The organism is Microbacterium sp. M28 (assembly GCF_025836995.1).
In the GTDB taxonomy this organism is placed as follows: Bacteria; Actinomycetota; Actinomycetes; order Actinomycetales; family Microbacteriaceae; genus Microbacterium.
In genome coordinates this window covers 1,571,376-1,591,207 of the sequence record NZ_CP107546.1, presented here as the reverse complement: position 1 = coordinate 1,591,207, position 19,832 = coordinate 1,571,376, and the positions used below count along the sequence as shown (strand labels likewise).

Below are 19,832 nucleotides of genomic sequence, written 5' to 3'. Positions count from 1 at the left end.
CCTGGGCTCTGCAATCCTACGCGCCTGGGAGGGGCGCCGGCCCCACCCCCGAAGCGTCAGACACCGGCGACGGCGCGATCCCGAGCCTCGCGGATGCGGGCGTCGCGCTCGGCGATGGCCGGCTCCTTCTCACGGAACAACGAGTACAGCGGTGCCGCCACGAACAGCGTGGAGTACGTCGCTACGAGGATGCCGATGAAGATCGACAGCGAGATGTCGGTGAGCGTCTCCGCGCCGAGCCAGAAGGCGCCGATGAACAGGATCGCGCCGACCGGCAGCGCGGCCACCACTGACGTGTTGATGGAGCGGATCAGCGTCTGGTTGACAGCGAGGTTGACCGACTCGCCGAACAGGCGGGCGGACTTCTCCCCGTCCTCGGTGGTGTTCTCCCTGATCTTGTCGAACACGACGGTGGTGTCGTACAGGGAGTACGCGAGGATCGTCAGGAACCCGATCACGGCGGCGGGAGAGATCTCGAACCCGGCCAGCGAGTACACACCGACCGTGATGACCAACACATCGAGCAGACCCAGGATCGCCGCGGCGGACATCTTCCAGGTGCGGAAGTAGATCGCCAGGATCAGGAACGTCAGCGCCAGGAAGATCGCGAGGCCCCACAGGGACTGCCGGGTGACGCTCTCACCCCACGCAGGGCCGATGAACGACGAGGTGACCTCGCTCTGCTCGACCCCGTACGCCTCGGCGAGGGCCGCAGCGACCTGCTGCGTCTCGGCGGCGCTCATCTGCGAGGTCTGCGCGCGGACATCCGTGCCACCGATGACGGCGACCTTGGTGGTCGCGTCGGGAACGACCTCGTGCACGGCGTCCGTGGCGAGGCTCTGATCCGTCGAATCGGGGGCGGTCACCGTGAACTGCGAGCCGCCGGTGAACTCGATCGAGAACTGCGGAGGGCGGATGAACAGCACGAGGATCGACCCGACGACGAGCGCGATCGCGATCCAGAACCACAGTCGACGCTTGGCGACGAACGGGAACGAGGTCTTGCCCGTGTAGAGGTTGTTGCCGAACTCATTCATGGAGAACATCAGTGCTCGCCCTCTTTTCCGGTCGTGCTCGTCGGATCGCCGGTCGCCAAGGCTTCGGCGCGCTTGCGCTCGGCGATCGTCTGCCGGCGGTCGGCCTCCGCCCGGGAGCGGGCGTTCTTCGCGCCGCGACCCGCGGTCGCGGTCTCCACCTGCCGGAACTGCGTCCTCGTGTGGTAGACGGCCCCGAGGCTCTCCGGATCGAGTCCGGACAGCTTGTGGCCCTCGCCGAAGAACTTCGTCCGCACCAGGAGCTGCATCACCGGGTGCGTGAAGATCACGAAGATGAACACGTCGATGAGGGTCGTCAGACCCAGCGTGAAGGCGAAGCCCTTCACCGTGGCATCCGCGAGGATGTACAGCACGACGGCGGCGAGGATGTTGATGGACTTCGAGATGTAGATGGTGCGCTTCGCGCGGCCCCAGCCGTCCTCGACGGCCGAGGTGACGGACTTCCCGTCTCGGAGCTCGTCTCGGATGCGTTCGAAGTACACGATGAACGAGTCGGCCGTGAACCCGATCGACACGATCAGACCCGCGACGCCCGCGAGCGAGAGCCGGTAGCCGATGCGCCAGGCCAGGATGCAGATGATGATGTACGTCAGCACCGCCATGACGGCGATCGATGCGATGATCACCCAGCCGAGGGCGCGGTAGCTGAACAGCGAGTACAGCGCGACCAGCACGAGACCGATCAGACCCGCGATGAGGCCGATCTGCAACTGCTGCGTGCCGAGCGTGGCCGAGACGGTGTCCGAGCTCTCCACGCTGAAGCTCAGCGGGAGCGCACCGTACTTCAGCTGGTCCGCGAGGACCTGGGCGCTCTCCTGCGTGAAGTTGCCCGAGATGCTCGGGTTGCCGTCCAGGATGACGCCGTTCATCTGCGGAGCGGAGATCACCTTGCCGTCGAGCACGAAGGCGAACTGGTCGCGCGGGCTCAGGCCATCGAGCTTGTTCTGGTACAGGCGCTGACTGATCTCGCCGAACACGCCGGCACCGTCGTCGTCCAGATCGAGCTGCACGATCCAGGCGGCGGTGCGCGGGTCGCGCCCGCTGGTCGCGTCGTCGATGGCGGTGCCGTCGAGTTCCTGCGGGCCGAGGATGTACTTGGTCGTGCCCAGGTCGTCGCAGGTGATGAGCGGCTTGTCGGCCGGCGCGTTGGACGGATCGTTCTGCGGATCCGTGCAGTCGTAAGCGAGGAACTCCTGCTGCAGCTTCTCCGTGACCCAGGACAGGTCGCTCGAGTCGGTCGGCTCGGCGCTCGGCACGTCGTTCGCCGATGGGTCGGGGGTCGGGTACGGCGTGGCGTTTCCGTCGTCGCCGGTGAACTCGGTCGCGGCGGCGGTCGTGTAGATCACCGGACGCAGTTCGAGCTGTGCGGCCGCCTGGATCCGCTCGCGCGTCTCCTCGTCCGCCTCGCCGGGGATCTGGACGACGATGTTGCGGCCGCCCTCGGTCGTGATGTCGGCCTCGGCGACGCCGGACGCGTCAACGCGCTGACGGATGATGTCCGCCGCCTGGTCGAGCTGCTCCTGCGTCGGGTCCGAGCCGTCCTCCGTCACGGCGCTCAGGATGATCTGGGTGCCGCCCTGGAGGTCGAGCGCGAGCTCAGGAGTCCACGAGCTCTGCTTGAAGCCGTAGACGCCGAGGGCATTGATGCCGAACAGGGCGGCCGTCACCAGGAGCAGGCCGAGGAGGACCCGCCATGCATGACGGGTCGGAGTGGAGGATGCCACGTGAGTCGCGCTTTCTGAGAAGTCCGGCGGGGAAGTTGTGCGTGCTACGCGCTGCGATGCTACTTGCCGTCGGTGTCGCCCTCGAGACGCGCACGCGTCTGCTCGGGCGTCTCGACACCGTACGCGGCGTCATCGGCGACCGCGGCATCCGCGGACTCGTCCGTCGCGACGTGGGCGACGTCCTCGTCGATCTCGGAGTCGTCCTCGATGTCCTCGGTGGGCTCGACGACGCGCAGGATCGCCTGGCTGTGCACCTCGACGACCGCGCCGGGCGCGAGCTCGATCTGCGCCGGCTGGTCGAGGTTCTCGGGGTCGAACGACACGACCGTGCCGTACAGGCCGCCCTGCAGGAGCACCTTGGCGCCGGGGATGGTCTTCTGCGCCTTCTCCTCCTGCTCGGCCTTCATCTGCTTGTTGCGCTTGCGGGTGTTGATCACCATGAAGATCAGAAGAACCGCAAGAAGACCGAACAGCATGATTTCCATCAGGAGGAACCTTTCCAGGGCGCACGCGCCAGAGCGTGCAAAAGAGGGGTCGGGGGAAGCCTTCAGCGATTATAGGTCATCGAACAATGCGGACCCCTCCGGATGCGCGACGCCGAGATGCGCGTACGCCTCCGGCATCGCCACACGGCCACGGGGCGTCCTGCCCAGGAACCCGATCCGCACGAGGTACGGCTCCACCACGCTCTCGACCGTCTCGGCCTCTTCGCCCACCGCGACGGCGAGAGTGCTGAGCCCGACCGGTCCCCCGCGGAATCGCCGCACGAGTGTGTCCAGCACGGCGCGGTCGAGCCGGTCGAGCCCGATCGGGTCGACGTCGTAGAGCTCGAGCGCCGCACGCACGTCCGCCATGGAGGCCTCGCGGCCGGCGCCGTGCACGAGCGCGTAGTCGCGGACGCGGCGCAGCAGCCGGTTCGCGATACGCGGCGTCCCTCGTGAGCGCCGCGCGATCTCCGCACGCGCGTCCTCCGGCACGCGGACGTCGAGGACCAGCGCCGAGCGGGCGATGACCTTCTCGAGGTCGGATTCGTCGTAGAACTCGAGGTGGCCGGTGAATCCGAAGCGGTCGCGCAGCGGGTTCGGGAGGAGTCCGGAGCGAGTGGTGGCGCCGACCAGAGTGAAGGGTGCCAGATCCAGCGGGATGCTGGTGGCCCCGGCACCCTTTCCGACCATGATGTCGATGCGGAAGTCCTCCATGGCGAGGTACAGCATCTCCTCGGCTGAGCGAGCCATGCGGTGGATCTCGTCGATGAAGAGCACCTCACCGGCGACCAGGCTGGACAGCAGCGCCGCCAGGTCGCCGGCGTGCTGGATCGCGGGGCCGCTGCTGAGCCGCAGCGGCCGATCGCTCTCATGCGCGACGATCATGGCGAGCGTCGTCTTGCCGAGACCAGGAGGTCCGGCGAGGAGGATGTGATCGGCCGGTCGCTGCTGGATGCGGGCGGCTTCGAGCAGCAGCTGCAGCTGACCGCGCACCTTGGGCTGGCCGACGAACTCGCCGAGGCTGCCGGGGCGCAGCGCGCCCTCGATCGCGAGCTCGACCTCGTCCTGCGGCTCCGCGGCGTCACGGGCGTCAGCCACGGCCGCCTCCCTGAGCCGGCCCGAGCAGCGCGAGCGTGCGGCGTAGCAGCGCCGAGACCGATGACCGCTCGGCCTCACTGGCCTCGCCGACCGTCTGTGCCGCCGCTTCGGCGGCGACCTTCTCCGACCAGCCCAATCCGATCAGCGCCGCCGTCACCTGGTCGACGACATCCGGCGCCACCGCACCGGTGCGCGTGGTCGGCGCCGGGGCCTGCACCTTGCCGGCGAGCTGAAGGACGATGAGCTTCGCTGTCTTGGGCCCGATGCCGGACACGCGCCGGAACGGGGCATCGTCCTCGGCCGTGACCGCTTCGGCGATCTGGTCAACGGTCATGTGCGACAGCACTCCGAGAGCGGATTTCGGGCCGACCCCTGTGACACCGAGGAGCAGGCCGAAGATCTCGAGCTCGTCCCGCTCCGCGAAACCGAACAGACTGAGGGCGTCTTCGCGGACAATGAGGCTGGTGTGCAGTTGAAGCCGCTCCCCCACGCGGGCCGTGTGCGCGACGTCAGCCGGCACAGCGACGGAGAAACCCACGCCGCCGACCTCGATGACGACCTGATCGGACGTGGCGTGCAGAACGACGCCGTGCAGGGAGGAGATCATCTGCCCAGCCTAGAAGACGGATCGTAGTTATGTTCGAGCGACACGCTCGGCCTCTGCCCACGCGCGCTGCGCCGGAGTCAGACCGCCGCCGATGCGGGCGACGGCGGCGTCACGACGCCACGCGTGGCACAGCGCGATGGCGAGGGCATCCGCCGCGTCCGCCGGCTGCGGCGGGGCGTCCAGACGCAGGATGCGCGCGATCATCGACTGCACCTGCTTCTTGTCCGCGGAGCCGTAGCCGGTCACGGCGGCCTTGACCTCGCTCGGTGTGTGCGTCTGCGCCGGCAGGCCTGCCTCGGCGGCGACCAGCAGCGCGACACCGCTGGCCTGCGCCGTCCCCATCACGGAGTGGCTGTTGTGCTGCGCGAACACGCGCTCCACAGCCACCGCATCCGGGGCGTAGGCCGCCACGACCTCCCGGATCCCCGCGGCGACGGCCGCGAGCCGTTCTCCGACCGGAGCATCGACCGGGGTCCGGACGACGCCGACGTGCACGAGGCTCGCACGCCGCGAACGACCGACGTCGACCACGCCGATGCCGCACCGGGTCAGGCCGGGGTCGATCCCGAGCACGCGAATCGTCGAGGTGGTCACTCCCCCAGGCTATGCGCGGCGGCGCCGCCGATCGCGACGGCGCGCCCTGCGACAGCCCTCAGCGGCCGGTCCATGCCATCGCCGCCTGCGCGTCGTCCATGAACGCGGACTTCGCGCGGGTGTAGTCGTCGTAATCGGCGGCGTCGGCGAATCCCGCGGCCAGCTCGCGTTTGGTCGTCTCGTAGCGTGCACGTGCGTCCGGGTCCGCGCGCAGCCAATCGCGGAAGGCCCTCACGAAGTCCGCGAACGGCGAGTCCGCGCGGCGGACGTGCAGGATGACGCCGTCGATCGGGTCCGGCATTTCCGACGTATCGGCGAACAGGAGGACCTTCTCGTGACGGTCACCCGAGCATCCGGGCCGCGGGATGTCCGTGTGCACGCCGGGCGAGTCGGGGCGCGATCCGAGCGCTCGGACGAAGCCGGCATCCCGCAGTGCGGATTCGAGTCGCGACGGCTCGGGAATCTGCGTCACGAGCAGCTGGAGATCGAGGAACGGCTTCGCCGCGAGACCGGGAACGGCGGTCGAGCCGATGTGCTCGATCGCGGAGCCCGCTGGCAGGCTTCCGGCAGCCAGGCCGGCGCGCACCCGCGCCATCCAGTCATCCGCGACCCGTGGCCACCGCCGGTCGTACGGCACGATCAGCGGCGCCACCACGTCTGCGCCTACTCCTCGTCGTCGTTCTCGAGCTCGGCCTGGACCTCGGCGGTCAGGTCGAAGTTGCTGAAGACGTTCTGCACGTCCTCGCTGTCCTCGAGCGCGTCGATGAGGCGGAAGATCTTGCGGGCGGTGTCGGCGTCGATCTCGACCTTGAGGTTCGGCACGAACTCCACGTCTGCGGATTCGTACTCGATGCCCGCGTCGACGAGAGCGGAGCGGACGCTCACCAGATCGGTCGCCTCGGTGACGATCTCGAAGCCCTCGGCGTGCGGCTCGATCTCCTCGGCGCCGGCCTCGAGAGCCGCCATCATGACGTCGTCCTCTGTCGTCCCCTCGGACTTCACGACGATGACGCCCTTGCGGCTGAAGTTGTAGGCGACGCTGCCGGGGTCGGCGAGTGTTCCGCCGTTGCGGCTGAGCGCGGTGCGCACCTCGGCCGCGGCGCGGTTCTTGTTGTCGGTCAGACACTCGATCATGAGCGCCACGCCGTTGGGTCCGTAGCCTTCGTACATGATCGAGGTGTACTCGACGGCCTCGCCGCCGATGCCCGCACCGCGCTTGATCGCACGGTCGATGTTGTCCTTCGGGACCGAGGTCTTCTTCGCCTTGAGCACCGCGTCGAACAGGGTCGGGTTGCCCTGGAGGTCAGCACCGCCCAGTTTGGCGGCGACCTCGATGTTCTTGATGAGCTTGGCCCACGACTTCGCGCGCTTCGCGTCGATCGCGGCCTTCTTGTGCTTCGTGGTGGCCCATTTGGAATGCCCGGACATATGACTCCCGCTCGTTTTCGCGCCCTCGTCTGCAACCGTTCGGGATGAGGGCGCCGTTCATTCTACGCGGTTCCGCGGCGCGGACCGGTGACATGTCGATCAGCCGTGGATGCTGGTGCGTCCCGTCCGCTGCCGTGCGTCGCGGATCGCGGGGACGTCCGGCAGCTCGATCGGCTGGTCCATGGCGGCATCCGGAATCCACGACTCCCAGCCCTCGTCCAACGGCCAGGAACCGTCGGCGATGAAGAGGCGGCAGGCGTTATCGGCCAGCGCGCGGATCGCTTCCGCCTGCGCGGCGGTGAACCGCCCCTGCACGACGGCGGCGTCCAACTCATCGGCGTCCTTCAGCCAGATGTCCTCCGACCCCGGGTGTCCGGCGTCCACCCACACATCCAGCACGAGGTCTCGCGTGAAGATCGACGGGGGCTCTCCCGCCGCGCGCCGATGCGGCAGTTCGAGGTTCACGTACGCACCGCTGGGAGTGCCGTCGGCGTCGCGGAAGAACCAGATCGACCACGGCATTCCCGTCGGCGCGACGCGCACGATCCCTTCGCCGCGCCAGGTGGACTCGCGGATGACCCATGGCACGGTGAATCGCTCCTCGAGCGGCACGTCGCGGCTGCTGCGCCCGTCCGCCGGGACCGACTCGAGTCGTGCGGAACCGGAAGGGATCCACACGACGAGGCCGCGCTCGTCATCGCGGATGACGCGCGCCGTTTCGATGAACCGCCGGTAGCGCCACAGGATCACCTCGCCCGCGGCGAAGAACGGCCGCGCGTCGCCGACGGAAGCGGCGTCATCGACGGACGACTCGAGCGGGCCGCCGTCGTGGCCGTCACTGCTCAGCAGGGCGATCGCCTCGTCCAGGGTCGGCGGTGTCGTCGAGACGGGCAGCCACCCCTCACCACGACGGCCGATGAGAGTGGCGTTTCCGCCGCTGGTGCTGACATCCTCGGATCCGATCGGCAGACGCATGCCGCAACACTATGTTCAGCGGGTCCGGACATGCTCCAGGAACCGCCGATGGAAGCGGTCCTCGCCCGCCACCTCCGGGTGGAAGGAGGTTCCGAGCAGGACGCCCTGCTCCACGGCCACGACGCCGCCGTCCGGAAGCCGACCGATCGCCTTAGCACGAGGGCCGACGGTCTCGATCAGAGGCGCGCGGATGAACGTGGCGTGCACCGGGGCATCGAATCCATCGACATCCAGCCTCGTCTCGAACGACTCGGTCTGCCGGCCGAAGGCGTTGCGGCGCACCACGACATCGAGCCCGCCGAAGCTCTGCTGGTCCGCCGCTGCGTCCAGCACGGCATCCGCGAGCAGGATGAGCCCGGCGCAGGTGCCGTACATCGGCATGCCGCCGGCGATCGCCGCCCGCAGCGGCTCGGCCAGGCCGAAGGCACGCGCCAGCTTGTCGATCACGGTCGACTCGCCGCCAGGGAGCACGAGACCGTCGACCTCCGCCAACTCCTCGGGGCGCCGGACGAGCGTCACCGCGGCGCCGAGGCCCTCCAGCACACGAGCGTGCTCTCGCACGTCGCCCTGGAGGGCGAGGACGCCGACCCTCGGACTACCAGCCACGCTCGGCGAGGCGGTGCGGCGCGGGGAGATCGGAGACGTTGATCCCGACCATCGCCTCGCCGAGCCCGCGCGAGACCTCGGCGATGACCTTCGGGTCGTCGAAGAAGGTCGTGGCCTTCACGATGGCCTTCGCGCGCTCCGCCGGGTTGCCCGACTTGAAGATGCCGGAGCCGACGAACACGCCATCAGCCCCGAGCTGCATCATCATCGCGGCATCCGCCGGCGTGGCGACGCCGCCGGCGACGAACAGGACGACGGGGAGCTTCCCGGTCTCGGCGATCTCGGCGACCAGGTCGTACGGGGCCTGCAGCTCCTTCGCCGCGACGAAGAGCTCGTCCTTCGGCAGAGCCGTGAGGGCTGCGATCTCGCCGCGGATCCGGCGGATGTGCTTCATGGCCTCGGAGACGTCGCCCGTGCCGGCCTCGCCCTTGGAACGGATCATCGCCGCGCCCTCGTTGATGCGACGAAGCGCCTCACCCAGGTTCGTGGCGCCGCACACGAACGGCACGGTGAAGCCGTACTTGTCGATGTGGTTCACGTAGTCGGCCGGCGACAGCACTTCGGACTCGTCGATGTAGTCGACGCCGAGCTCCTGCAGCACCTGCGCCTCGACGAAGTGGCCGATGCGGGCCTTGGCCATCACCGGGATGGAGACGGCGTCGATGATGCTGTCGATCATGTCGGGGTCGCTCATGCGCGAGACCCCGCCCTGAGCCCGGATGTCGGCGGGGACGCGCTCGAGGGCCATGACGGCGACGGCGCCGGCGTCCTCGGCGATCTTGGCCTGCTCAGCGGTGACGACGTCCATGATGACGCCGCCCTTCAGCATCTCTGCGAGGCCGCGCTTGACGCGCCCGGTTCCGGTGGCGACTGGCTGGGACATCGGGTTTCCCTTCGATGAGGTTCAACGATCCTTTTGATCTATGCCAAAAGATAGCACTGTCGCAGGACGAACTAGACTCGTGTGTCGATGGGTGACACGAACGAACAGATCACCGGCGCGACGGCCGCCGAGATCGCCGCCAGCGTGCGCGGACTGCGCGACCGCGGCCTGCTCCGCGCCGGCGACGTGCTGCCCCCGGTGCGCGAACTCGCCGAACGCCTCGGTGTGAATCGCAACACCGCCGTGGCGGCCTATCGCCAACTGGTCCAGGCCGGTCTCGTGCAGACCCGTGGTCGCGCCGGGACCGTCATCACCGGGCATTCCCCGACGGCGCAGGACGGCTATGCCGCCGACACGGTGCTGCGCGACGTCGGCACCGGCAACCCCGATCCCGCCCTCATCCCGGACCCCTCCCCCGTGCTCGCCGGCTTCGGCGGGCGCCCCGTGCTGTACGGCGAACCCGTGATCGACCCCGGTCTCGAAGCCTGGGCCCGCGAGTGGATGGCGTCGGCGCTGCCGACCGCCGACTTCCGCATCACGATAACCAGCGGCGCCGTGGATGCCGTGGAGCGGCTGCTCGCTCAGGCGCTCACGCGCGATGACGCGGTCGCGCTCGAGGACCCCTGCTTCCTCGCCAGCATCCATACCGTGCGACTCGGCGGATACCGGGCGGTCCCCGTGCCGGTCGACGAGGAGGGCATGACGGTCGACGGCCTGCGGGCGGCTCTGGATGCCGGAGTGCGGGCCGTGATCTGCACTCCCCGCGCCCAGAACCCCACCGGCGCACGACTGAGCCCACGCCGTGCGGCGGCGCTGCGCGCGGTGCTCGCCGATCATCCGTACGTGCTGCTGATCGAGGACGACCACTTCTCGATGCTGTCGCCGCACCCGTACGAATCGCTGATCACCCCGGAGCATCGCCGATTCGCCCTGATCCGCAGCGTTTCCAAGTTCCTGGGTCCTGACATGTGCCTGGCCGTCGCCGCCACGGATCCCGAGACGGCCGCGCGACTCGCCGAGCGCCTGAGCCCCGGGACCACCTGGGTCAGTCACCTCCTGCAGCGGCTCGTGCTCGGGCTGGTCACCGATGACGCGGTCCAGGCGCAGATCGCCGCCGCAGGTGAGCACTACGCGCAGCGCAACGGCGCGTTCGCCGATCGGCTGCGCGAACACGGGCTGCACGCAACGCAGGGCGACGGGATGAACCTCTGGGTCGAGCTGCCGGAGCCGGCCTCGGTCGTCTCAGAGCGCATGATGCGCCGCGGATGGCTCGTCCGCACGGGCGACGCCTTCCGCCTCGCCGACCGCGCGGCGCCATCGCACCACCTTCGTCTCACCGTCCACGACCTCACCGGCGACGAGGGCGACGCGCTGCTCGCCGACCTCGTCGCCGCCACCCGATGAACCACCTCCCGATGAGAAAGAGCAAGCCATGAAGATCCTGTCGATCCAGTCCGCCGTCGCATACGGCCACGTCGGCAACTCCGCAGCGGTGTTCCCCCTGCAGCGCATCGGCGTCGACGTCCTGCCGGTCTACACCGTGAACTTCTCCAATCACACCGGCTACGGCGCCTGGCGGGGTCCGCTCATCGATCCGTCCGATGTCCGCGACGTGATCACCGGTATCGAGGAGCGCGGCGCCTTCCCGAAGGTCGACGCCGTGCTGTCCGGCTACCAGGGCGGCGAGGGCATCGGCGAGGTCATCATCGACGCGGTCGCGCGGGTGAAGGCCGCCAACCCCGCTGCGGTGTACGCCTGCGACCCGGTGATGGGCAACGCGAAGAGCGGATGCTTCGTCGCACCGGCCATCCCCGTGCTGCTGCGCGAGAAGGTGGTCCCGATCGCCGACATCATCACGCCGAACCAGTTCGAGCTCGGTTTCCTCACCGGAACCGAACCGGACTCGCTCGACTCGACCCTTGCCTCGGTCGACGCCGCGCGGGCGATGGGCCCCTCGGTGGTGCTCGTGACCAGCGTCGAGCGTCCCGACCGCGAAGAGGGCACGATCGAGATGCTCGCGGTGGACGACAAGGGCGCCTGGCTCGTCGCCACGCCGCACCTACCGATGAAGGCGAACGGATCGGGAGATGTCACGGCGGCACTGTTCACCGCCCACTACGTCGCCACGGGTGACGCGAAGCTCGCTCTGGAGCGCACCGTGTCGAGTGTGTTCGACCTGCTGCAGGCGACGCTCGACTCGGGTGAGCGCGAGCTGCAGCTGATCGAGGCGCAGGAGTTCTACGCGAACCCGCGCATGCAGTTCACCGCTCGTCAGGTGCGCTGACGGTCAGTCCTCGGGCCAGGCGCCCGCCACGGTCTGACGCACCTCACCCAGCAGCTGCGGCAGCGCCTTCGTCTTCGCGATGATCGGGAAGAAGTTCGCGTCCGACGACCACCGCGGCACGATGTGCTGGTGCAGGTGCGCGTCGACGCCTGCCCCGGCGACGGCGCCCTGGTTCATGCCGAGGTTGAACCCGTCGCAGTTCGCCACGGAGCGCAGGACGCGCATCCCGGTCTGCGTGAGCGCGCCGATCTCGGCGACCTCCTCCGCCGTCGCCTGGTCGTACGTGGCGATGTGCCGGTAGGGGCACACGAGCAGGTGGCCGGAGTTGTACGGGAACAGGTTCAGCAGCACGTACGCGGTGCGTCCACGGGCGACGATGAGGCGCTCCTCGTCGGCGTGCTTCGGCGCCTCGCAGAACGGGCACTCCTCGCGAAGCGGCTCCGGTCCCGCCTGGATGTAGGCCATCCGATGCGGGGTCCACAGCCGTTGGAACTCGTCAGGGACGCCGGCGAGGTGCGCGGCGTCCTCGGGGAACACCGCTGCTCCTGCGCCGGCATCCTGATCGGTCACGCCAGATCCCCTGCCTTCAGCACGAGGGCGTGCGTCTCGATCGCCCGGCGGATCCTGGCGACGGCATCCGCCACCGGCACGCCGTTCTCCTGCGTGCCGTCGCGGAAGCGGAACGACACGGTGCCGGCGGCGCTGTCCTGCTCACCGGCGATGAGGATGACCGGCACCTTCGCGGTGGTGTGGTTGCGGATCTTCTTCTGCATGCGGTCGTCGGAGTGGTCGACATCGGCCCGTACGCCGGCGTCGCGCAGCTGGGCGACGACGTCCTCGAGGTACCCGGCGTACTGCTCCGCCACCGGCACGCCGACGACCTGCGCCGGTGCGAGCCAGAGCGGGAAGTCGCCGGCGTAGTGCTCGAGGAGGATCGCGAAGAAGCGCTCGACCGAGCCGAGCAGCGCACGGTGGATCATCACCGGACGGTGCTTCTGCCCGTCCGGACCGGTGTACTCGAGTTCGAACCGCTCGGGCTGGTTGAAGTCCAGTTGGATGGTCGACATCTGCCAGGTGCGGCCGATCGCATCGCGCGCCTGCACCGAGATCTTCGGGCCGTAGAAGGCCGCGCCGCCCGGGTCGGAGACCAGGTCGAGACCGGATGCCTCGGCGACCTCGCGCAGCGTGTCGATCGCTTCGGTCCACTGCGCCGGCTCCCCCAGGAACTTCGGGTTGCCCTCTTCGTTCGTGGACAGTTCGAGGTAGAAGTCGTTGAGCCCGTAGTCGCGCAGCAGTTCGAGGACGAGGTTGAGGTTGGTGGTCAGCTCATCCTTGACCTGGTCCTGTGCGACGTAGATGTGGGCGTCGTCCTGCGTCAGGCCCCGCACACGGGTGAGCCCGGACAGCGTGCCGCTCTTCTCGTAGCGGTACACGGTCCCGAATTCCGCCAGACGCAGCGGCAGCTCACGGTATGAGCGGCCGCGCGACCGGTAGATCAGGTTGTGGAACGGGCAGTTCATGGGCTTCAGGTAGTAGTCCTGGCCCTGACGCGTGATGTTGCCGTCCTCGTCGCGCAGCTCGTCCAGATGCATGGGAGGGAACATGCCGTCCGCGTACGTCTGCAGGTGCCCCGAAGTCTGGAACAGGTCCTTCTTCGTGATGTGCGGGCTGTTGACGACGTCGTAGCCGTTGCGCAGCAGGTGTCGGCGCAGGTTCTCCTCGATCTCGTAGCGGATGATGCCGCCCTTGGGGTGGAAGACCGCGAGGCCGGAGCCGATCTCGTCGGGGAACGAGAACAGGTCCATCTCCGCACCGAGCTTGCGGTGATCGCGCCGCTCGGCCTCGGCCAGACGCTCCTGGTACGCGCGCAGCTCATCTTTGGACGGCCATGCGGTGCCGTAGACGCGCTGCAGCTGGGGGTTCTTCTCGCTGCCGCGCCAGTACGCGGCCGCGACACGGGTGAGGTCCCAGCCGTTGCCCACCATGCGGGTGCTCGGAACGTGCGGACCGCGGCAGAGGTCCTTCCAGGCGACTTCGCCGTCACGCGTGACGTTGTCGTAGATGGTGAGTTCGCCCTCGCCGACCTCGACGGAGGCGCCCTCCGCGGCATCCGCACCCGAGCCGGGGCCGCCGGCGAGATCGACGAGCTCGAGCTTGAACGGCTCGTTAACGAGCTCGGCACGCGCCTCGTCGGCCGAGACGACGCGGCGGGTGAAGCGCTGGCCCTCCCGGACGATCCGCTGCATCTCCTTCGAGATCGCCTTGAGGTCCTCTGGGGTGAACGGGGTGTCGACTCCGAAGTCGTAGTAGAAGCCGTCCGTGATGAACGGGCCGATGCCGAGGTTCGCCTCGGGGCGCAGGCGCTGCACGGCTTGAGCGAGCACGTGCGCGGTGGAGTGCCGAAGGATGTTCAGCCCGTCGGGGCTGTCGATCGTGACCGGCTCGGTGGTCCGGGTGTCTGCGATCTCCGTCGCGAGGTCCTTGAGTTCACCGTCGACGCGCACGGCGACGACATTCCGGTCGGGGTACAGATCGAATCCAGTGGTCACCGGACCATCTTAGTTCCGCACGGGGAAGCGTTCCGATCCGACGACGCCCAGCAGGCGGATCTGCTCGGCGGCCGTCGACGTCCGCGGCGAGAGGACGAGCAACGCCTGCGACTGGTCCTCGGTGAAGAGCACCTGGCAGTCGAGTTCGATCGGGCCGATCGCCGGGTGGATGAGGACTTTGTGGTCCTCGAACCGGCGGGCCACCTCCTGGCGCTCCCACAGCGCCGCGAACTCCGGGCTCTCATCGAGGAGCACCCGGACCAGCTCGGCCGCCCTAGACCTCGGACCCTGCGCACCGAACGCCACCCTCAGATTCGCCACGAGCGCCCGCGACTGGCGATCCTGGTCGTCGACGGGGTACAGATCGCGGGCGCCCTCGACGCGGAACCACCGGTACACGTCACTGCGTGCGTGCCCGGTGAGCTCGGTGGGATCGCCGAAGAGGGCGACCGCGAGACGGTTCGCGACGAGCGCCTCGCCGATGTCGGACAGGATGAGCGCCGGGGTGTCGCCGAGGCGATCCAGGACCCCCTGCAGGGCGGGAACGACATGCGGCGAGGCATCCTGTCGCGTGGGGGCGCTGTGCCCCGCCATCCGGAAGAGATAGTCCCTCTCATCGGCGGTGAGGCGCAGCGACCGCGCGAGTGCGCTGAGCATCTGCGTGCTGGGCTGGGGGCCCCTGGCCTGCTCGAGCCGGGTGTAGTAGTCGACGGACATCCCGGTCAGTTGGGCGACCTCCTCGCGGCGGAGCCCGGCGGTACGACGACGAGCGCCGGCGGCCAGGCCGACGTCCTGCGGGCTCAGCTCGTCACGACGGCGTCGCAGGAACTCCGCGAGGTCGGTTCTCTCCATGGGTCCATCCTCGCGCGCCGAGAGGAATCGAACCAGGGACTGCCGATCCCCCGTTCGACAGGTCTCTTCTGCTCGGATGGCGACGATCGCACGATGAATCCATGAACATCTCCGAACGCACCATCTTCATCCCCGGCGCCACCAGCGGCATCGGACTCGCCCTCGCCGAGCGGCTGCAGGCCGCCGGTGCGACCGTCATCATCGGCGGACGGCGCACCGCGCTGCTCGACGAATTGCGCGCGACGCACGGCTTCGACACCATCCCGATCGACGTGGCTGATGCCGAGAGCGTCGCCTCCGCGGCATCCGAACTCATCGCCCGGCACCCCGACCTCGACACGGTCATCGCGATGGCCGGCATCATGATCGCCGAGGACTGGCACTCCCCCGCGTCGTTCCTCGATACGGCCGAGCGCATCGTGGGGACGAACGTGCTCGGCCCGATCCGATTGATCGCCGGATTCGTCGAGCACCTGCAGACCCGGGCGGATGCCGCCATCATCACCGTTTCGAGCGGCCTCGCGTCCGTGCCGCTGCGGCCCACGCCGACGTACAACGCGAGCAAGGCCTTCGTGCACATGCTGAGCGAGTCGATCCGGTTGCAGCTCGCCGACACGTCGGTGCGCGTGGTGGAGCTCGTTCCGCCGGCGGTGCAGACGGACCTCATGCCCGGGCAGCGGCAGAATCCGATGGCCATGCCGTTGGCGGCATACGCCGACGAGACGCTCGCGCTGCTCGCCGCGGACGAGGCACCTCGAGAGATCCTGGTCGAGCGCGTGAAGTTCCTGCGCTTCGCCGAGGTGCGAGGCGATTACGACGAGGTCGTCCGAACGGTGAACGGCACGGACATCCACGCCGCGTAGGAGACGACGAAACCCCGGCCACGGCCGGGGGTTCTTATCTGTGCGCGATACTGGGATCGAACCAGTGACCTCTTCCGTGTCAGGGAAGCGCGCTACCGCTGCGCCAATCGCGCCCGTTGGGGCTATTCAGTTAGGCAGAGAGGTGGCGACGGGATTCGAACCCGTGTAAACGGCTTTGCAGGCCGGTGCCTAGCCTCTCGGCCACGCCACCAGGAGGTGGATTCGAACCCACATGCCGAAACTCCCGAAGGAGTCCCTGCACTCGAGCGGATGACGAGACTCGAACTCGCGACCCCAACCTTGGCAAGGTTGTGCGCTACCAACTGCGCTACATCCGCGTTGTGTTCCGGCTGACCGGGCACTTGTAAAACAATAGCCGACGTTTTGCGCGACGCCAAACCGAGTCGGGATCTCGGGTGTGTCTCGAAAGTGGTCAAAACAGCCTCACGGCGTCCGGTAGTATCGGTTGTCGACCCCACAGGGTCTTGGGCGATTGGCGCAGTTGGTAGCGCGCTTCCTTCACACGGAAGAGGTCGTCGGTTCGAGTCCGGCATCGCCCACCACAACCCTCATCCCGCACGACCGATCATGTCGGCGTACCCGGTCTCATAAGACGGATGCCGCAGCTCCCCGATCCAGGCGTGGAATCGCGCGCCGTCGAGGACATGACCGCTCGCGTGCCCGGCGCCTTCGTCCGGCGGCGTCGGCAGATCCAGCAGCGCGGCGACGTGCGCGAGCACCTCGCCGAGCGGTGCAGGATGCTGGTCGACCGCGTGTAGCAGCGCCGGAGCGTCGCGCGCACGCAGCAGCGCCGTCAGCGTGACGACCAGATCGTCCTCGTGGATGCGGTTCGTCCATCGCCCATGGTCCGCCGGCGACTGCGCGCGGACCCGACGGAACATGAAGTCGCGCCCAGGACCGTAGATGCCCGCCGGGCGGAGAACGGTCGCGCCGAAGAGCTCGACTGCGGCACGCTCGCCGTCGATCAGACCGTGCGAGCGATCCGACACGGCGACAGGCCGATCGTCCTCCGTCAGCGGCCGGTCGGGATCGGCGCCTTCGAAGACGCCCGTCGACGAGACGAAGACCGTGCGTGCCGGCGCATCCGGCAGCGCGGTGGCGACGTTCGTGAGAGCGGCCCGATAACTTCCCCTGGTGGGGCCGGGAGGCAATGTGATCAGCAGCGAATCGACCGCCGGTAGCCGTCCGAGCGCTCGAGAGACATCGGCGCTGATCCCCTCGATGCCCTCGCTCGTGTCCTCCCCGCTGCGACGGAGAGCGAGCACGCCGTCCGCATGAGGCAGCAGCTGCGGCGCGAGTCGTCGCCCCAGCTTGCCGTACCCGACCAGCAGAACACGCCCGAGCGGACGTTCACTCTGCGATACCTCCGGCATCGACGTTCCTCTCCGTTGCTCGGTCCATTCTGAGCCTCTGTCATCCGTGCAGTCGAGGCGCAAGGGCCTGGCAACCGCCGATGATGCAGGCAGGATGGAATCATGACGGCGCATCCTCTCGAATCCCGCCCCTGGCTTGAAGCCTATGCGGACGACGTCCCGGCCGAGATCGAGCAGCCATCGCAGACGCTGCCGGAGATGATGGCGGCGAGCGTTCGCGCGTTCGACAGGCGTCCGGCGCTCCAGTTCTTCGGTGCCGTGACGACGTACCGGGACCTCGGCGAGCAGATCGACCGGGCGGCTGAGGGACTGCGAAGACTCGGCGTCGGGAAAGGCGACAGAGTCGCTCTCGTGCTGCCCAACAGTCCGCAGCACGCCGTGGCCTTCTATGCCGCTCTGCGCCTGGGCGCCATCGTCGTCGAGCACAACCCGCTCTACACGCCTCGCGAGCTGCGGCACCAGTTCGAGGATCACGGCGCTCGTGTGGCCGTCGTGTGGGACAAGACCGTCGACATCCTGGACGACTTCCCCGCGGATCTGAAGGTCGAGCACATCGTGAGCGTCGACATCACCGAGTCGATGCCGTTCTGGAAGCGCGCGGCGCTTCGCCTTCCCGTGGCGAAAGCGCGCGAGTCTCGAGCGAAACTGACCGGCGCGCCGAAGGCGAAGCATCTCGTCACCTGGAAGAGCCTCGTCGCGCACCGGCGGATCTCGCGCCGCATCCCAGGGCCCACCATGGACGACACCGCCCTGCTGCAGTACACCAGCGGAACGACGGGTGTTCCCAAAGGTGCGATCCTGAGCCACGCGAACCTCCGCGCCAACGCGATGCAGGGCCGCGCCTGGGTGCCGGGCCTGATCGACGGCGAGGAGACCTTCTACGGCGTGCTGCCGTTGTTCCATGCCTACGGGATGACGCTGTGCCTGACCTTCGCGATGAGCATCGGGGCGCGCCTCGTGCTGTTCCCGACGTTCGACCTCGGCTTGGTCACCGAGGCGGCGCGCACCGCTCCCCCGACCTTCCTCCCCGCGGTCCCTCCGATCTACGACGCGCTGGCCCGCGCCGCTTCCCGCGGGACGATCGATCTGTCCTCGGTCCGCTTCGCGATCTCGGGGGCGATGAGCCTTCCGCTCGCGACCGTTCAGCGCTGGGAGGAGGCGACGGGCGGCCTCCTCGTGGAGGGATACGGCATGACCGAGAGCTCGCCCGTCGCCCTCGGCAACCCGATGGGACCCAGCCGCCGCCCCGGAACCGTCGGCGTGCCGTTCCCGAGCACCGAGATCCGCGTCGTCGACCCGGACGACCCCAGCATCGACAGGCCGCTCGGTGAGCGCGGAGAGCTCCTGATCCGCGGCCCCCAGGTGTTCCAGGGGTACTGGCGACGTCCGGTCGAGACCGCGGAGGTCCTGCTCCCGGACGGCTGGCTGAGGTCCGGCGACATCGCCGAGGTGTCCGCCGACGGCTTCGTCACCATCGTGGATCGCCTCAAGGAGCTCATCATCACGGGCGGGTTCAACGTCTCGCCCAGCGAGGTCGAGGACGCGCTCGAGGCGCACCCCGACGTCGTCGCGGCGGCCGTCATCGGGCTTCCGCGGTCCGGTGGCGGCGAGGACGTCGCGGCAGCCGTGGTCATGCGCACGGGTGCCGTGCTCGACGCCGACGCGCTCCGAGACTTCTGCCGCACGCGACTCACACCGTACAAGGTCCCGCGGCGCATCGTGGTTGTCGACGAGCTCCCCCGCTCCCTGATCGGCAAGGTGCTGCGCAGGCAGGTGCGAGAGGCGCTGCTGGCACGGCGATAGTCGCCGTTCGCACGTTCGCCGCGGTTCATCCGCACGGATCGCTCCGCCCTCCCGACATAATGGACGCGACCGCATACCCAATGGAGGGACCACCGTGACCACTTTCACCGCCTGGAAGTTCGAGACGACGGACGGCGCCGAGAAGGCGACCGCCGTCCTGCGCGATGCTTCGAGCGAAGGACTGATCCGCATCGAGGATTACGCCGTCATCGAATGGGAGCAGGGCGCTGACCGCCCGAACGTCAAGTACGAGAACCGCGACGAGCTGCGAAGCGCCGGTTGGGGCGCGCTGCTCGGTGTGGTCGTCGGCGCGTTGTTCTTCCTCCCGCTGATCGGCGCTGCGGCGGGCGCCGCCATCGGCGTGCTCACCAAGAAGATGGATGCGGTCGGCATCACCAAGGACCAGCTCGACACGATCGGCAAGTCGGTCGTGCCTGGCACGTCGGCGCTGTTCGTCGTCAACCACGACACCGACCGCGATCGTCTGGCCGAGCGGTTCCACGGCCTGGGCGGCACGCTCATCGGCAGCAACCTCGTCTCGGCCGAGGAGGACGAGGTCCGTCGCGCGTTCGAGGACTGACGACCTTTAGCACACCCGTCGATCCGGCGCCTCCCCCTCCACCCGGGGGGAG

Annotated in this window: 20 protein-coding genes and 4 tRNA genes; 6 read left to right on the top strand and 18 right to left on the bottom strand. The window is 68.6% G+C overall.

All coding sequences use genetic code 11. From position 1 onward, the window contains the following. Positions 1 to 56: 56 nt before the first annotated feature. From secF to pdxS, 11 genes are all read right to left on the bottom strand, one after another. A complete protein-coding gene (gene secF, locus OED01_RS07880; protein WP_264157809.1) occupies positions 57 to 1,046 on the bottom strand; it encodes a protein translocase subunit SecF in 990 nt (329 codons plus the stop codon). Next, positions 1,046 to 2,779: a protein translocase subunit SecD gene (secD, locus tag OED01_RS07875; protein WP_264157808.1), complete on the bottom strand. Its 1,734-nt coding sequence runs from the start codon at positions 2,777 to 2,779 to the stop codon at positions 1,046 to 1,048. Before secD ends, secF begins: the two co-directional genes overlap by 1 nt. Before the next feature lie 59 nt (positions 2,780 to 2,838). Further along, positions 2,839 to 3,264 carry a preprotein translocase subunit YajC gene (locus OED01_RS07870; protein WP_264157807.1) on the bottom strand — a complete coding sequence of 142 codons (426 nt, stop codon included), beginning with the start codon at positions 3,262 to 3,264 and terminating at the stop codon, positions 2,839 to 2,841. 69 nt (positions 3,265 to 3,333) lie between these two features. Further along, on the bottom strand, positions 3,334 to 4,362 hold the full coding sequence (gene ruvB / locus OED01_RS07865) for a Holliday junction branch migration DNA helicase RuvB (protein WP_264157806.1): 1,029 nt from the start codon (positions 4,360 to 4,362) through the stop codon (positions 3,334 to 3,336). Further along, positions 4,355 to 4,969: a Holliday junction branch migration protein RuvA gene (gene ruvA, locus OED01_RS07860; RefSeq protein ID WP_264157805.1), complete on the bottom strand. Its 615-nt coding sequence runs from the start codon at positions 4,967 to 4,969 to the stop codon at positions 4,355 to 4,357. The genes ruvB and ruvA overlap by 8 nt, the downstream gene beginning before the upstream one ends. A 27-nt stretch (positions 4,970 to 4,996) precedes the next feature. Further along, positions 4,997 to 5,563 (bottom strand): crossover junction endodeoxyribonuclease RuvC, encoded by a 567-nt coding sequence (gene ruvC, locus OED01_RS07855; protein ID WP_264157804.1) that lies wholly within the window; start codon positions 5,561 to 5,563, stop codon positions 4,997 to 4,999. 58 nt (positions 5,564 to 5,621) lie between these two features. Continuing rightward, positions 5,622 to 6,218, bottom strand: coding sequence for a GrpB family protein (locus OED01_RS07850; protein WP_264157803.1), 597 nt, complete (start codon positions 6,216 to 6,218; stop codon positions 5,622 to 5,624). Between the two features lie 8 nt (positions 6,219 to 6,226). Continuing rightward, positions 6,227 to 6,991, bottom strand: coding sequence for a YebC/PmpR family DNA-binding transcriptional regulator (locus OED01_RS07845; RefSeq protein WP_264157802.1), 765 nt, complete (start codon positions 6,989 to 6,991; stop codon positions 6,227 to 6,229). Positions 6,992 to 7,090: 99 nt separating this feature from the next. Then, positions 7,091 to 7,966: a ribonuclease FAU-1 family protein gene (locus OED01_RS07840; RefSeq protein WP_264157801.1), complete on the bottom strand. Its 876-nt coding sequence runs from the start codon at positions 7,964 to 7,966 to the stop codon at positions 7,091 to 7,093. A gap of 15 nt (positions 7,967 to 7,981) precedes the next feature. Beyond that, complete coding sequence (gene pdxT, locus OED01_RS07835; RefSeq protein ID WP_264157800.1) at positions 7,982 to 8,572, bottom strand: pyridoxal 5'-phosphate synthase glutaminase subunit PdxT; 591 nt, start codon at positions 8,570 to 8,572, stop codon at positions 7,982 to 7,984. Next, positions 8,562 to 9,455 carry a pyridoxal 5'-phosphate synthase lyase subunit PdxS gene (gene pdxS, locus OED01_RS07830; RefSeq protein ID WP_264157799.1) on the bottom strand — a complete coding sequence of 298 codons (894 nt, stop codon included), beginning with the start codon at positions 9,453 to 9,455 and terminating at the stop codon, positions 8,562 to 8,564. The genes pdxT and pdxS overlap by 11 nt, the downstream gene beginning before the upstream one ends. 87 nt (positions 9,456 to 9,542) lie before the next feature. On the opposite strand from pdxS, the gene OED01_RS07825 reads away from it, so the two are divergent. Both OED01_RS07825 and pdxY read left to right on the top strand, forming a co-directional pair. Further along, positions 9,543 to 10,859, top strand: coding sequence for an aminotransferase class I/II-fold pyridoxal phosphate-dependent enzyme (locus OED01_RS07825; protein ID WP_264157798.1), 1,317 nt, complete (start codon positions 9,543 to 9,545; stop codon positions 10,857 to 10,859). A gap of 28 nt (positions 10,860 to 10,887) precedes the next feature. After that, positions 10,888 to 11,739: a pyridoxal kinase PdxY gene (gene pdxY / locus OED01_RS07820; protein ID WP_264157797.1), complete on the top strand. Its 852-nt coding sequence runs from the start codon at positions 10,888 to 10,890 to the stop codon at positions 11,737 to 11,739. A 3-nt stretch (positions 11,740 to 11,742) separates the two neighbouring features. Here pdxY and OED01_RS07815 read toward each other — a convergent pair whose 3' ends face one another. From OED01_RS07815 to OED01_RS07805, 3 genes are read right to left on the bottom strand one after another with little or no spacing between them, the layout of a single operon-like run. Further along, complete coding sequence (locus OED01_RS07815; RefSeq protein WP_264157796.1) at positions 11,743 to 12,309, bottom strand: HIT family protein; 567 nt, start codon at positions 12,307 to 12,309, stop codon at positions 11,743 to 11,745. Further along, complete coding sequence (gene thrS / locus OED01_RS07810; protein ID WP_264157795.1) at positions 12,306 to 14,288, bottom strand: threonine--tRNA ligase; 1,983 nt, start codon at positions 14,286 to 14,288, stop codon at positions 12,306 to 12,308. Before thrS ends, OED01_RS07815 begins: the two co-directional genes overlap by 4 nt. A gap of 9 nt (positions 14,289 to 14,297) precedes the next feature. Beyond that, positions 14,298 to 15,140 (bottom strand): helix-turn-helix transcriptional regulator, encoded by an 843-nt coding sequence (locus OED01_RS07805; RefSeq protein ID WP_264157794.1) that lies wholly within the window; start codon positions 15,138 to 15,140, stop codon positions 14,298 to 14,300. Positions 15,141 to 15,241: 101 nt separating this feature from the next. Here OED01_RS07805 and OED01_RS07800 point away from each other — a divergent pair, with 101 nt between their 5' ends. Then, on the top strand, positions 15,242 to 16,003 hold the full coding sequence (locus OED01_RS07800; protein WP_264157793.1) for an SDR family oxidoreductase: 762 nt from the start codon (positions 15,242 to 15,244) through the stop codon (positions 16,001 to 16,003). 41 nt (positions 16,004 to 16,044) lie between these two features. Here OED01_RS07800 and OED01_RS07795 read toward each other — a convergent pair. The 3 genes from OED01_RS07795 to OED01_RS07785 form a co-directional block, all read right to left on the bottom strand. Beyond that, positions 16,045 to 16,116: transfer RNA gene (locus OED01_RS07795), tRNA-Val, on the bottom strand. Positions 16,117 to 16,143: 27 nt separating this feature from the next. Next, positions 16,144 to 16,214: transfer RNA gene (locus tag OED01_RS07790), tRNA-Cys, on the bottom strand. A gap of 54 nt (positions 16,215 to 16,268) precedes the next feature. After that, positions 16,269 to 16,341, bottom strand: a tRNA-Gly gene (locus tag OED01_RS07785). 149 nt (positions 16,342 to 16,490) lie between these two features. Between OED01_RS07785 and OED01_RS07780 the strand changes: the two genes are divergently transcribed. After that, a tRNA-Val gene (locus OED01_RS07780) sits at positions 16,491 to 16,566 on the top strand. 6 nt (positions 16,567 to 16,572) lie between these two features. Here the strand turns inward: OED01_RS07780 and OED01_RS07775 are convergent. Beyond that, positions 16,573 to 17,397, bottom strand: coding sequence for a Rossmann-fold NAD(P)-binding domain-containing protein (locus tag OED01_RS07775; RefSeq protein WP_264157792.1), 825 nt, complete (start codon positions 17,395 to 17,397; stop codon positions 16,573 to 16,575). Positions 17,398 to 17,499: 102 nt separating this feature from the next. Between OED01_RS07775 and OED01_RS07770 the strand changes: the two genes are divergently transcribed. Together OED01_RS07770 and OED01_RS07765 are read left to right on the top strand one after the other, a co-directional pair. Further along, complete coding sequence (locus tag OED01_RS07770) at positions 17,500 to 19,200, top strand: long-chain-fatty-acid--CoA ligase (RefSeq protein ID WP_264157791.1); 1,701 nt, start codon at positions 17,500 to 17,502, stop codon at positions 19,198 to 19,200. Between the two features lie 94 nt (positions 19,201 to 19,294). Continuing rightward, positions 19,295 to 19,780 carry a DUF1269 domain-containing protein gene (locus OED01_RS07765; RefSeq protein ID WP_264157790.1) on the top strand — a complete coding sequence of 162 codons (486 nt, stop codon included), beginning with the start codon at positions 19,295 to 19,297 and terminating at the stop codon, positions 19,778 to 19,780. The last annotated feature ends 52 nt before the right edge of the window (positions 19,781 to 19,832 follow it).